The organism is Metapseudomonas resinovorans (genome assembly GCF_002003485.1).
In the GTDB taxonomy this organism is placed as follows: domain Bacteria; phylum Pseudomonadota; class Gammaproteobacteria; order Pseudomonadales; family Pseudomonadaceae; genus Metapseudomonas; species Metapseudomonas resinovorans_D.
Genome location: NZ_BDMA01000060.1, coordinates 47,299 through 59,656, shown reverse-complemented (window position 1 = coordinate 59,656; position 12,358 = coordinate 47,299). Strand labels below are relative to the sequence as shown.

The 12,358-nt window shown below is 61.0% G+C and carries 13 protein-coding genes; 9 read left to right on the top strand and 4 right to left on the bottom strand.

The annotated features are described in order from the left end of the window. Window positions 1-24: 24 nt before the first annotated feature. Complete coding sequence (locus tag MnOB_RS16745) at window positions 25-465, bottom strand: universal stress protein (RefSeq protein ID WP_077525355.1); 441 nt, start codon at window positions 463-465, stop codon at window positions 25-27. Between the two features lie 86 nt (window positions 466-551). Between MnOB_RS16745 and MnOB_RS16740 the strand changes: the two genes are divergently transcribed. Next, complete coding sequence (locus tag MnOB_RS16740; protein ID WP_077525354.1) at window positions 552-986, top strand: hypothetical protein; 435 nt, start codon at window positions 552-554, stop codon at window positions 984-986. 42 nt (window positions 987-1,028) lie between these two features. On the opposite strand, the gene MnOB_RS16735 is transcribed toward MnOB_RS16740, so the two are convergent. Further along, window positions 1,029-1,835, bottom strand: coding sequence for a hypothetical protein (locus MnOB_RS16735; RefSeq protein WP_077525353.1), 807 nt, complete (start codon window positions 1,833-1,835; stop codon window positions 1,029-1,031). 474 nt (window positions 1,836-2,309) lie between these two features. Between MnOB_RS16735 and fadB the strand changes: the two genes are divergently transcribed. The 6 genes from fadB to MnOB_RS16705 all read left to right on the top strand — a co-directional run bounded on the left by fadB (window position 2,310) and on the right by MnOB_RS16705 (window position 9,664). Continuing rightward, entirely contained in the window at window positions 2,310-4,457 is a 2,148-nt protein-coding gene (gene fadB, locus MnOB_RS16730; protein ID WP_077525352.1) for a fatty acid oxidation complex subunit alpha FadB, read from the top strand. 19 nt (window positions 4,458-4,476) lie between these two features. After that, window positions 4,477-5,652 carry an acetyl-CoA C-acyltransferase FadA gene (gene fadA / locus MnOB_RS16725; protein WP_077525351.1) on the top strand — a complete coding sequence of 392 codons (1,176 nt, stop codon included), beginning with the start codon at window positions 4,477-4,479 and terminating at the stop codon, window positions 5,650-5,652. A 162-nt stretch (window positions 5,653-5,814) separates the two neighbouring features. Further along, complete coding sequence (locus MnOB_RS16720) at window positions 5,815-6,051, top strand: DUF1653 domain-containing protein (RefSeq protein WP_199824548.1); 237 nt, start codon at window positions 5,815-5,817, stop codon at window positions 6,049-6,051. 116 nt (window positions 6,052-6,167) lie between these two features. After that, on the top strand, window positions 6,168-8,774 hold the full coding sequence (gene topA, locus MnOB_RS16715) for a type I DNA topoisomerase (protein ID WP_077525350.1): 2,607 nt from the start codon (window positions 6,168-6,170) through the stop codon (window positions 8,772-8,774). Window positions 8,775-8,840: 66 nt separating this feature from the next. Further along, window positions 8,841-9,359, top strand: coding sequence for a DUF6586 family protein (locus MnOB_RS16710; RefSeq protein ID WP_077525349.1), 519 nt, complete (start codon window positions 8,841-8,843; stop codon window positions 9,357-9,359). A 71-nt stretch (window positions 9,360-9,430) separates the two neighbouring features. Then, window positions 9,431-9,664, top strand: a complete 234-nt coding sequence (locus MnOB_RS16705; RefSeq protein WP_077525348.1) for a hypothetical protein — start codon at window positions 9,431-9,433, stop codon at window positions 9,662-9,664. Between the two features lie 82 nt (window positions 9,665-9,746). Here the strand turns inward: MnOB_RS16705 and sulA are convergent, their stop codons facing one another. After that, window positions 9,747-10,220, bottom strand: a complete 474-nt coding sequence (gene sulA / locus MnOB_RS16700; protein WP_077525347.1) for an SOS-induced cell division inhibitor SulA — start codon at window positions 10,218-10,220, stop codon at window positions 9,747-9,749. 11 nt (window positions 10,221-10,231) lie between these two features. Beyond that, window positions 10,232-10,843, bottom strand: coding sequence for a transcriptional repressor LexA (lexA, locus tag MnOB_RS16695; RefSeq protein ID WP_077525346.1), 612 nt, complete (start codon window positions 10,841-10,843; stop codon window positions 10,232-10,234). A gap of 233 nt (window positions 10,844-11,076) precedes the next feature. Between lexA and MnOB_RS16690 the strand changes: the two genes are divergently transcribed. Together MnOB_RS16690 and MnOB_RS16685 are read left to right on the top strand one after the other, a co-directional pair. After that, complete coding sequence (locus tag MnOB_RS16690) at window positions 11,077-11,784, top strand: TetR/AcrR family transcriptional regulator (protein WP_077525345.1); 708 nt, start codon at window positions 11,077-11,079, stop codon at window positions 11,782-11,784. A 44-nt stretch (window positions 11,785-11,828) separates the two neighbouring features. Beyond that, window positions 11,829-12,353: a L,D-transpeptidase gene (locus tag MnOB_RS16685; protein ID WP_077525344.1), complete on the top strand. Its 525-nt coding sequence runs from the start codon at window positions 11,829-11,831 to the stop codon at window positions 12,351-12,353. The last annotated feature ends 5 nt before the right edge of the window (window positions 12,354-12,358 follow it).

Here is a 12,358-nt window from a genome sequence, read left to right as displayed (position 1 = left end):
CCGCGCCCACAAAGTCGCGTCGTTTTATTCAGGTTTTTTCAGGCGAACCGCGAGAACGTCGCAGGGCGCGCCGTGAAGTACATCGTTCGCGGTAGAGCCGAGCAGCAGGGCAAGGCCGTGGCGGCCGTGGCTGCCGACAACGATCAGGTCGCAGCCCTGTTCCTCTGCAAGGCGGTGAATTTCCTGGCGAGGTTGGCCGTAGGCCAGATGGCGCTGGTCGGCGCTCAATTCGGAGTAAATACCGGCGAAGCCCTGCAGGCGCTCCCGGGCCTGTTCGAACTGCTGCTGCTGGAGCATGGACAGGTCCATGGGTACGTCACCGCCGAAGGCCATGGCCATCGGTTCGACGATATGCACCAGCGACAGCTTGGCATTGCTGGCCTGGGCCAGCGCCTGGGCACGACGCACCACAGGATGGCATTCATCGGTCAGGTCTACGGCGACCAGAATGTGCTGGTAGGTCATGGGTGACTCCTCCTTAAGGTTGCGCATGATCACAAGTATGGCTTTCCGGAACGTTTAACACAGGCTTTTGCGCGGAGATAACTGTTATGACCCTCTGGATCGTCCTGTTGCTGCTCCTGGCGATGCTCAGTCCGCTGGTTTGGCTGGTGCCGTCCAAAGGGCAGCGAGGGCGTATGGAGCTGCGCCTGCAGGCGCGGCGAATGGGGTTGGCCATGCAGCTGTCGCGCCAGGACTGGCCGCACTGGCTGGTCCAGGAGCCTCCCCATTCTTGCGCGCAGTACCATCGGCCGCGCGTGCGCGGGCGCGAGGCCTGGTGCTATTGGCAGAACGAGCCGGGCAGTTGGCTGAACCAGTGGCGCGAGCCCTGCGAGGATGCGGTGGTGCTGGCGCATCTGGCTGGCTTGCCGAAGGATGTCTACAAGGTCGAAGCGAGCTCGCAGATGATTGCCCTCTACTGGGGGGAGCGGGGAACCGCGGAGGACCTGCAGCGCATTGCCGACACGCTGAAGGCGCTGGCCTGAGGGGGCTGCGCGACGGCGATTGCCATCGCGCCGATTGCTGTCTCAGCTCTGGGCGGCGGAGTAGCGGGCGGAGACGTCTTCGAGGCCGTCGATGATGCGGTCCGAGTACTTGTTGATGAGGAACGGCACGCTGTTTTCGTTGTAGTTCTTCAGCGATTTCTCGATGTAACGCCATTTGGTGCTGATGCCATCCAGCGCCTGGCGAATCTCCGGCGTGTTTTGCGGGGCCTGTTCCAGGCTGGTCAGCTGGTTGGCGAACTGGCCGGCCAGCTCATCAATGCCCTTGCCGCCGTTGCTGCCGATGAAACTGCCGCCAATGGACGCGCTACGGGAGGCGTAGTCCACCGCGATGGTTTGCATCAGCAGGCTCTGGTCGCGGCTGCGTTGGGTCAGGGACGGGACCTGGGTCGAACCTTCCTGCTGGATCCTGGCGTAGAGCTCGTTGGAGAGGTCCATCAGGCGCTTGTTGCTCGCGGTCAGGTCAGCCACCGGTTGCAGGTCGGTATAGCCTTGTTGCTTGAGTGAGGTGACCAGACCGGTCAGCTCGCTGTTGTAGTGCTGCCATTCCTGGGTCAACTGGCCGTGCAGCGCTTTCGACGCTTCCCCGGGCATTTCGCCCAGTTCCTTCAGGCGTGCATCCGCCTTCTGCACCGACTCGTCGATCAGGCGCGCATAGCGCTGGTCGCCTTCCATGCCGTTGTACATATAGAAGTCGCCAAGGCTGCGCTGGGCGGCGAGGCGCATCTGATGGAGTTTAAGCAGGTTGTCAGCCGAGGAAGCCTGAGCAGAGGCGAAAGCGGGAAGGGTGAGCAGGGTACCCAGAAGAATGGCAAGCAGGCGGCTCGTCATTGGTACGACTCCGTGGGCCATTGGCCTTGATTGTTGTTGTTTTGGCGTTCGAATCCTGGCGGATCGAGTGGCACGAATGTACCCGTGGAACAGGCAATTTGCCAGCGGCCTTCCGGCGGCTTTTCTGCCAATCCGCGGTGAGCGTGATGAGACGTAATCAATAGTGTGAATCCGTGTCAGCCGTGCGGCCCGAGTTACGGTGAGGCTGGTGGCAGAGCCGTTTTATCGTGGCCGACCGGTCACGCTGCGCGATTGACAAGCGCAGACTTTTCCCTGAATCTGCACTCACCCAAATCAAACGGGCGTATGAATCAAGCGTTTGTCTTGTATGACGTTTCTAGCCATACAGCCCGAATTTCGCATCGGTGGGTGTGCCGGATCGATCGGGACTATGCTCCGGCAGCGCCGGGAGGCGAGTCCGCCGGTTGGCTCCGATGCGTACAGTCCAGTTTCCCAAACCGTGGAGATCAGTTGATGATTTACGAAGGTAAAGCCATCACGGTTAAGGCTCTTGAGGGCGGTATCGTCGAACTGAAGTTCGACCTCAAGGGTGAGTCCGTCAACAAGTTCAACCGCCTCACCCTGAATGAACTGCGTGATGCAGTTGCAGCCATCAAGGCAGACGCTTCGGTCAAGGGCGTTATCGTCAGCAGCGGCAAGGACGTGTTCATCGTCGGTGCCGATATCACTGAATTCGTCGATAACTTCCAGCTGCCCGATGAAGAACTGGTGGCCGGCAACCTCGAAGCCAACAAGATCTTCAGCGCCTTCGAAGACCTCGAAGTTCCCACCGTTGCCGCGATCAACGGCATCGCCCTGGGCGGCGGCCTGGAAATGTGCCTGGCGGCTGACTATCGCGTGATGAGCGCCACCGCCAAGGTCGGCCTGCCGGAAGTCAAGCTGGGTATCTACCCGGGCTTCGGCGGCACCGTGCGCCTGCCGCGCCTTATCGGTACCGACAACGCCATCGAGTGGATCGCGTCCGGGAAAGAGAACCGTGCCGAGGACGCCCTGAAAGTCGGCGCCGTCGATGCCGTTGTCGCTCCCGCCCTGCTGCAGGCCGGCGCCCTGGACCTGGTCAAGCGTGCCATTTCCGGCGAGCTGGACTTCAAGGCCAAGCGTCAGCCCAAGCTGGAGAAGCTGAAGCTCAATGCCATCGAGCAGATGATGGCCTTCGAAACCGCCAAGGGCTTCGTTGCTGGCCAGGCCGGCCCGAACTACCCGGCTCCGGTCGAGGCCATCAAGACCATCCAGAAGGCCGCGAACTTCGGTCGTGACAAGGCTCTGGAAGTTGAAGCCACCGGTTTCGTGAAGCTGGCCAAGACTTCGGTCGCCACCAGCCTGATCGGCCTGTTCCTGAACGATCAGGAACTGAAGAAAAAGGGCAAGCAGTACGACGAAGCTGCCAAAGACGTGAAACTGGCTGCCGTTCTCGGCGCCGGCATCATGGGTGGCGGCATCGCCTACCAGTCCGCGTCCAAGGGCACTCCGATCCTGATGAAAGATATCCGCGAAGAGGGTATCCAGATGGGTCTGCAGGAAGCTTCCAAGCTGCTCGGCAAGCGCGTCGAGAAAGGCCGCATGAAGCCCGAGAAGATGGCTGAAGCCCTGAACGCGATCCGTCCGACCATGTCCTACGGCGATTTCGGCAACGTCGACATCGTGGTTGAGGCCGTGGTCGAGAACCCGAAGGTCAAGCACGCTGTGCTGGCCGAGGTGGAAGGCCATGTTCGCGAAGACGCCATCATCGCCTCCAACACCTCCACCATCTCCATCAGCTACCTGGCCCAAGCCCTGAAGCGTCCGGAGAACTTTGTCGGCATGCACTTCTTCAACCCCGTGCACATGATGCCGCTGGTTGAAGTGATTCGTGGCGAGAAGTCCAGCGAAGTGGCGGTTGCCACCACCGTTGCCTACGCCAAGAAAATGGGCAAGAACCCGATCGTGGTCAACGACTGCCCCGGCTTCCTGGTCAACCGCGTGCTGTTCCCGTACTTCGGCGGTTTCGCCAAGCTGCTGGAGTTCGGCGTCGACTTCGTCCGCATCGACAAGATCATGGAGAAGTTCGGCTGGCCCATGGGCCCGGCGTACCTGTCCGACGTGGTTGGCATCGACACCGGCCACCACGGCCGCGATGTAATGGCCGAAGGCTTCCCGGATCGCATGGCTGTGGAAGGCAAGACCGCCGTTGACGTCATGTACGACGCCAACCGTCTGGGTCAGAAAAACGGCAAGGGCTTCTACGCCTACGAAACCGATAAGCGCGGCAAGCCGAAGAAGGTCATCGACCCGGTTGCCTACGAAGTGCTGAAGTCGATCGTCAAGGAGCAGCGTGAGCTGACCGACGAGGACATCATCAACTTCATGATGATCCCGCTGTGCCTGGAAACCGTGCGCTGCCTGGAAGACGGCATCGTATCGACCGCTGCCGAGGCCGATATGGGCCTGATCTACGGCATCGGCTTCCCGCCCTTCCGTGGTGGTGCGCTGCGCTACATCGACAGCATCGGTGTGGCCGAGTTCGTGGCCCTGGCCGACAAGTACGCCGATCTGGGCGCGCTGTACCACCCGACCGCCAAGCTTCGCGAAATGGCCAAGAACGGCCAGAAGTTTTTCGGCTAATTGAGCGAGAGTGAAGAATATGAGCCTGAATCCTAGAGATGCAGTCATTGTCGACTTCGGCCGCACCCCGATGGGTCGCTCCAAGGGTGGCATGCACCGCAATACCCGCGCCGAGGACATGTCGGCGCACCTGATCAGCAAGCTGCTGGAGCGCAACACCAAGGTCGATCCGTCGGAAGTCGAGGATGTGATCTGGGGCTGCGTGAACCAGACCCTGGAGCAGGGCTGGAACATCGCACGCATGGCGTCGCTGATGACCCAGATCCCTCACACCAGCGCTGGCCAGACCGTCAGCCGCCTGTGCGGCTCCTCCATGAGCGCCCTGCACACCGCCGTGCAGGCCATCCAGACCGGTAACGGCGACTTCTTCGTGGTCGGTGGCGTGGAGCACATGGGCCACGTTGGCATGATGCACGGCGTCGACCCGAACCCGCACATGTCCCTGTACGCCGCGAAGGCATCGGGCATGATGGGGCTGACCGCTGAAATGCTCGGCAAGATGCACGGCATCAGCCGCGAAGCCCAGGACCAGTTCGGTGTGCGTTCGCACCAACTGGCCCACAAGGCGACCGTCGAAGGCAAGTTCAAGGATGAAATCATCCCGATGCAAGGCTACGACGAAAACGGCTTCCTGAAGGTGTTCGACTACGACGAAACCATTCGTCCGGAGACCACTCTGGAAAGCCTGGCCAGCCTGAAGCCGGCGTTCAACCCGAAAGGCGGCACCGTGACTGCGGGCACTTCCTCGCAGATCACTGACGGCGCTTCCTGCATGATCGTGATGAGTGCCCAGCGTGCCCAGGATCTGGGTATCCAGCCCCTGGCCGTGGTGCGCGCCATGGCGGTTGCCGGCGTCGACCCGGCGATCATGGGCTACGGCCCGGTGCCGTCCACCCAGAAGGCGCTGAAACGCGCAGGCCTGACCATGGATGACATCGACTTCGTCGAGCTCAACGAAGCCTTCGCCGCCCAGGCCCTGCCGGTGCTGAAAGACCTCAAGCTCCTCGACAAGATGGAGCAGAAGGTCAACCTGCACGGCGGCGCTATCGCCCTGGGCCACCCGTTCGGCTGCTCTGGTGCCCGTATCTCCGGCACCCTGCTGAATGTGATGAAACAGAACGGCGGTAATCTGGGCGTGTCCACCATGTGCGTGGGTCTCGGCCAGGGCATCACCACCATCTTCGAGCGCGTCTAAACGCACGCAAGATGAGAAAACCGGGGCCTAGTGCCCCGGTTTTTGCTTTCATGTGGAGATACTTCGCAGGAATTTTCATGCAAGGGCTGGTTTCGAGTCGCATCACGCGGCACCATGCGCAACCTTTGCGGGATAGCCTGCATTCATTACTGTGAGGCAATCATGCGCCTGCAACCGGGTCTCTATCGTCACTACAAGGGTCAGCAGTACCGTGTCGTCGGTATTGCGCGACATTCCGAGACGGAGGAGGAACTGGTGGTGTACCAGGCCCTCTACGGCGAATTCGGCCTTTGGGTGCGACCGCTCAGCATGTTCACCGAAACGGTCCAGGTGGATGGCGAGCAGATTGCGCGCTTCGCCTTGGTGAGTGCAGAGCCGAATCCCTATCCTCAGCCCTGAGAGGCATCGAGGCAGCCGGGGTGCGCTTGACCGCGTCGCGCTGGCCACTATATATAGCGGTGCCGCGACGGGCGGCACCCGCCTTTTACATTCTTTAATCAGGAACACACCGATCCATGGGCAAATCGCTGGTCATCGTGGAATCCCCGGCCAAGGCCAAGACCATCAACAAGTACCTGGGCAACCAGTACGTGGTGAAGTCGAGCATCGGCCACATCCGTGACCTCCCCACCAGCGGTTCGGCCAGTACCGCCAAGGAGCCGGCCAAGCGTGGCAAGACCGCTGGCGAAGCGCCGGTTCTGTCCCCCAAGGAGAAGGCCAAGCGTCAGTTGGTTGCACGCATGGGTGTGGACCCTGAGCACGGCTGGAAGGCCAAGTACGAGATCCTGCCCGGCAAGGAAAAGGTGATCGACGAGCTGCGCCGCTTGGCCAAGGATGCCGACACCATCTATCTCGCAACCGACTTGGACCGCGAAGGGGAGGCCATTGCCTGGCACCTGCGGGAGTCCATCGGCGGCGATGACAGCCGCTACAAGCGCGTGGTGTTCAACGAAATCACCAAGAAGGCCATTCAGGAAGCCTTCTCCCAGCCCGGCGACCTCGACATCAACCGTGTCAATGCGCAGCAGGCGCGTCGTTTCCTCGACCGTGTCGTGGGCTACATGGTTTCGCCGCTGCTCTGGCAGAAAATTGCCCGCGGCCTGTCGGCCGGTCGTGTGCAGTCCGTGGCGGTGAAGCTGGTGGTGGAGCGCGAGCGCGAAATTCGCGCATTCGTTCCGGAAGAATACTGGGAAATTCATGCTGACCTCGGCACCGCAAAGAGCGCCAAGGTGCGTTTCGAGGTGGCGCGTGAGAACGGCGAGGCCTTCAAGCCGTTGAACGAAGCCCAGGCCATGGCGGCGCTGGAGGAGCTCAAGGCTTCGAGCTACACCGTGGCCAAGCGCGAGGACAAGCCGACCTCCAGTCGCCCGTCCGCGCCTTTCATTACGTCCACCCTGCAGCAGGCCGCGAGCAACCGCCTGGGCTTTGGGGTGAAGAAGACCATGATGATGGCCCAGCGTCTCTACGAGGCCGGCTACATCACTTACATGCGTACCGACTCGACCAACCTCTCGGCCGACGCCATCACCATGGTGCGTGGCTTCATCGAGGGCGAGTTCGGTCAGAAGTACCTGCCGGCCAAGCCGAACGTCTATTCCAGCAAGGAAGGCGCCCAGGAAGCGCACGAGGCCATTCGCCCGTCCGACGTCAATCTGCGTCCCACCCAGCTGTCTGGCATGGAGCGTGATGCCGAGCGCCTGTACGACCTGATCTGGCGCCAGTTCGTGGCTTGCCAGATGCCGCCGGCCGAGTACCTGTCCACCAGCGTCAGCGTCACTGCCAGCAAGTTCGAGCTGCGTGCCAAGGGCCGAATTCTCAAGTTCGATGGTTACACTCGCGTCCTGCCGCAGCAGAGCAAGCCCGGTGAGGACGACGTCCTGCCGGAAATGAGCGAAGGCGAACTGCTCAAGCTGCTCAATCTCGAGCCCAGCCAGCACTTCACCAAGCCGCCGGCGCGCTACTCCGAGGCCAGCCTGGTCAAGGAACTGGAAAAGCGCGGCATTGGCCGTCCGTCCACTTACGCGGCGATCATTTCCACCATTCAGGAGCGCGGCTACGTCACGGTGCACAACCGTCGTTTCTACGCGGAGAAGATGGGCGACATCGTTACCGAGCGCCTGAATGAAAGCTTCGCCAACCTGATGGATTACGGCTTTACCGCCGGCATGGAAGAGCACCTGGATGACGTAGCCCAGGGCGAGCGTGACTGGAAGCACCTGCTGGACGAGTTCTACGGCGACTTCAGGAAGAAACTCGAGTTGGCGGAAGGTGCTGACAAGGGCATGCGCGCCAACCAGCCCACGCTGACCGATATTCCCTGCCGCGAGTGCAGTCGCCCGATGATGATCCGCACGGCTTCTACCGGCGTATTCCTCGGTTGCTCGGGCTACAGCCTGCCGCCGAAAGAGCGTTGCAAGGCCACCATCAACCTGGTCCCGGGCGACGAGATCGCTGCGGACGACGAAGGTGAGTCGGAGTCCCGTGTATTGCGTGGCAAGCACCGTTGCCCGATCTGTGCCACGGCGATGGATGCCTACCTGCTGGATGAAACCCGCAAGCTGCATATCTGTGGCAATAACCCGGACTGCTCGGGCTACGAGATCGAGCAGGGCCAGTACCGTATCAAGGGGTATGAAGGTCCGAGCCTGGAGTGCGATAAATGCGGCAGTGAGATGCAGCTCAAGACGGGCCGGTTCGGCAAGTTCTTCGGTTGCACCAACGCCAGTTGCAAGAACACCCGCAAGTTGCTGAAGAGCGGCGAAGCTGCTCCGCCGAAGATCGATCCGATCCGCATGCCCGAGCTGAAGTGCGAGAAAGTCGACGACATCTATGTGCTGCGTGATGGCGCTTCCGGGCTGTTCCTGGCGGCCAGCCAGTTCCCGAAGAATCGCGAAACCCGCGCACCCTTGGTGCAGGAGCTGATTCCGCACAAGGACGAGCTGGATGCCAAGTACCACTATCTGCTGGATGCGCCGAAGAAAGACCCGGAAGGACGTCCAGCGGTGATCCGCTTCAGTCGCAAGACCAAGGAGCAATATGTGCAGACCGAGGTCGAAGGCAAGCCCACCGGCTGGCGCGCTTTCTTCGATGGCGGCAAGTGGAAGGTCGAGGACAAACGCTGACCGACCGTCGCGCGCCCGGTTCCGGGCGCGCATATACTGCCCGGGTCACCTGTGGAGGGCGCCGTCATGGCCCATGAGCTTTACACCCGCACCAACCAGAAAATCTTCTTCGCTGGATTGTCGCTGGAGTCCTGGGGCAAGGCGGAAGAGGGCAAGGCGATGAATGCCCAGGCGTTGATTCAGTCCCAGCGCGAGGCGGTGTTGTTCCATCTCTACGGTGCGCTGCTTGGCCTGTGTCATGAAATCGCCGGCTATTACCGTCTTCCCGAGGCCGGCGCGCCGCGCGTCGAGTTGTTGCTGACGCCGGAAGTACTGGCTGCCGCACCCAGCCCCGAATTGGCTGAGCTGGTGGAGTTGGCTCAGCAACGTGAAACGTGGCTGGCTGAACTGCTTGCGGCCTATCGCGTATTGTTCCAGCCGCCGCAGGCGCCGAAGCAGGCCAAAATCGACCCGACTCTACCGTTGATCACCGCAGTCAGCGTAGTTGAGGAAGAGATGCCACTGTCGCGCGAAGTACTGGAATCATGGCGGCAAAATCTGAAATCGCTTGCATTGCGCTTCCGAGAAACACTAAGCGAGTGCTGATTTGATCGACGGGCTAGGGCGTGCTGGCGGCTGGCTGCTACAATGGCCGCCTTTCGTGGAGATATGAAATTATGCCTACGTCCTTTCTGGAAATAGTCGAACTGCCTGATGGCCGCATCATTCTGCGCCGGGCTGAGGACGAAGAGGCGTTGGTGACGCTGGACTTCTCCGCTGACGCCAAGGCTTTCCTTCAGGGGCATCACCTGGAAGTCGCCAAGGCCATGCTGAATGTGGGTGTTCAGATGGCGGGTCGGCTGGCTGAAGGTGAGATGGACCATCAGGATGGTCCGCGCGTCCTGCACTGATCTCTGGAGCCAGATCTTCCACTGATCCGGTTACCGTCTTGTGTCAGATGGGCGCAGCAATCACCAGGCGCCCAGTAGTTTTTTAGCCAAGAAGAATGTTCAGGCTTTGCGCGTCGCCCTGGCGTGCTGCCTGGGCCAGTTGGCGTTTGGCTCGTTGCCCCAATTGAAGCCAGCTCACAACGGTATGGCTGCGGCCCAGGCGCAGGGCTTCGCAAGCCAGTTCGAGAGCGCTTTGTTCTCCCCGTGGTTGAAGAATCAGAATGCGTTCGCGGTTGAGGCCGGACTCGCGCAGCCAGTCACGGGACAGGCCCGCGGGTGCGCCGATCAATGTCAGCCAGCGCGCGTCTTTCTCTTCGCTCAGTTCCCGCAATATCGAGGCGAGCAGGCTGCGGCAATGCCCGGCTGCACCGCGTAGCGACAATTCGCTGAACGCTTCGGGTTCTTCCTTGCTGGGTTCTTCGACCACATCGGTCAGCAACGGCGCCACGGGATTTGCCAGGATGGCATCGTGGAACAGGGGGAGCTGTGACCGACCAAGCGACTGCGGGAACTGCATAACGCCTCCTTTTAGCGGCGGATCACGCCGACACTCAAACCTTCGATCACCAGATCCTGTTCATCCAGGTTGACTTCGATTGGGGCGAACTCCGGATTCTCGGCAATCAGCCAGACCCTGTCGCCTTCACGCTTGAAACGTTTGACCGTGACTTCCTCGCCCAGCCGAGCCACGACCACCTGACCGTTGCGGACCTCGCGAGTGCTATGGACGGCGAGCAGGTCTCCGTCATAGATGCCGATGTCTTTCATCGACATGCCGCGAACACGCAGCAGGTAGTCGGCGCGGGGATGGAAGAAATCGGGGTTGATGCGGCAAGATTCCTCGATGTTCTGCTGTGCGAGGATCGGAGCGCCTGCAGCGACCCGGCCAATCACCGGCAGGCCGTCTTCTTCGCTGTTACCGGGTTCGAAGCCGGGAATGCGAATGCCTCGGGAAGCGCCCGGCGTCATCTCGATCGCACCTTTGCGTGCCAGTGCCTTGAGATGCTCTTCAGCGGCGTTGGGTGACTTGAAGCCAAGTTCCTGGGCTATCTCCGCGCGGGTAGGGGGGAAGCCATTGTCTTCAAGGCAGCGCTTGATGAATGCGAGAATCTCGGCTTGGCGGGGCGTCAGTTTCAGCATGGAGGCGCTCTGTTTTTTTATACAGTTGCTGGGATTATATACAGTGATTCGTCCTTGGCAACGCTTCTTTATGGCCGGGGTAGCAGAAGGAGGGCGCAGGGAGGGCGAGAAAGCTTCATCGCGTGACTGCACGGGCGAGAATGACCGTTGCGTCAGATAGTGGTGAAGGCGGCTTGACAAGCTGACCGGCTGAAACGTATGTTTCAAACAAGTGTTTGTCAGGCGGAGGAGCCATGGCCCAGTCGGAAACCGTAGAACGCATTCTGGATGCTGCGGAACAGCTGTTCGCGGAGAAGGGCTTCGCCGAGACTTCGTTGCGCCTTATCACCAGCAAAGCTGGGGTCAATCTGGCAGCGGTGAACTATCACTTCGGCTCGAAGAAAGCGCTGATCCAGGCGGTTTTCTCGCGCTTCCTTGGCCCATTCTGCCAGAGTCTGGAGCGTGAACTGGATCGCCGCCAGGCCAAGGCCGAGAGCAAAGCCAGTCTTGAGGAGCTGCTGGAAATGCTCGTTGAGCAGGCCCTCGCGGTAAAGCCTCGCAGCGGCAATGACCTTTCTATCTTCATGCGCCTGCTCGGACTTGCATTCAGTCAGAGCCAGGGGCACTTGCGCAAGTATCTGGAAGAGGTTTACGGCAAGGTCTTCCGTCGCTACATGCTGCTGGTGAATGAATCCGCACCAAGGGTTCCACCGCTGGAACTGTTCTGGCGGGTGCACTTCATGCTCGGCGCCGCAGCGTTCAGCATGTCTGGGATCAAGGCGTTGCGTGCGATGGCGGAGAACGACTTCGGCGTGAATACCTCGATCGAGCAGGTCATGCGCCTGATGGTGCCATTCCTGGCGGCCGGCATGCGTGCCGAGACTGGCGTGACCGATGACGTACTGGCGAGCGCCATGCTGAAGCCGCGCAACAAGGTCCCGGCGACTCCCGCCAAGGCTTAATCCCCTATGGGCGCGAGCGGGCTGATCAGCTAAGCTTGCGGCCCATGCAAAACCTCGATCTTCTGCATATCTCCATCGCTGACCAACAGCTCTACGGCTTTGCCGAGGGGCAGTTGGTGCTGCGCATGTCTGTCTCTACCGCGCTCAACGGTGCGGGTGAAACCAACGGCTCCAATTGCACGCCCCGTGGCTTGCACCAGGTTCGCGCGAAGATTGGCGACGCCTTGCCCCTGGGGGCGGTGCTGCGTGGTCGGCGCTGGACGGGCGAGGTTTGGGGCGCTGAGCTGCACGAGCGCTTTCCGGGAAGGGACTGGATCCTGAGTCGCATCCTCTGGCTCAGCGGACGCGAGCCCGGCCGCAATCGCCTCGGCAGCGTGGACAGCTTCCGCCGTTATATCTACCTGCACGGCACGCCCGACACCGAGCCCATGGGTGTCCCCCGTTCTCACGGGTGCATTCGTCTGCGCAATACGGATGTGCTGGAACTCTTCGACCGAGTACCCGTCCACTGTGCGGTACGCATTGACGAAGCGCCTTGCCCGGATTGGGCGGCGACGCAACTCTCTTAAGGATT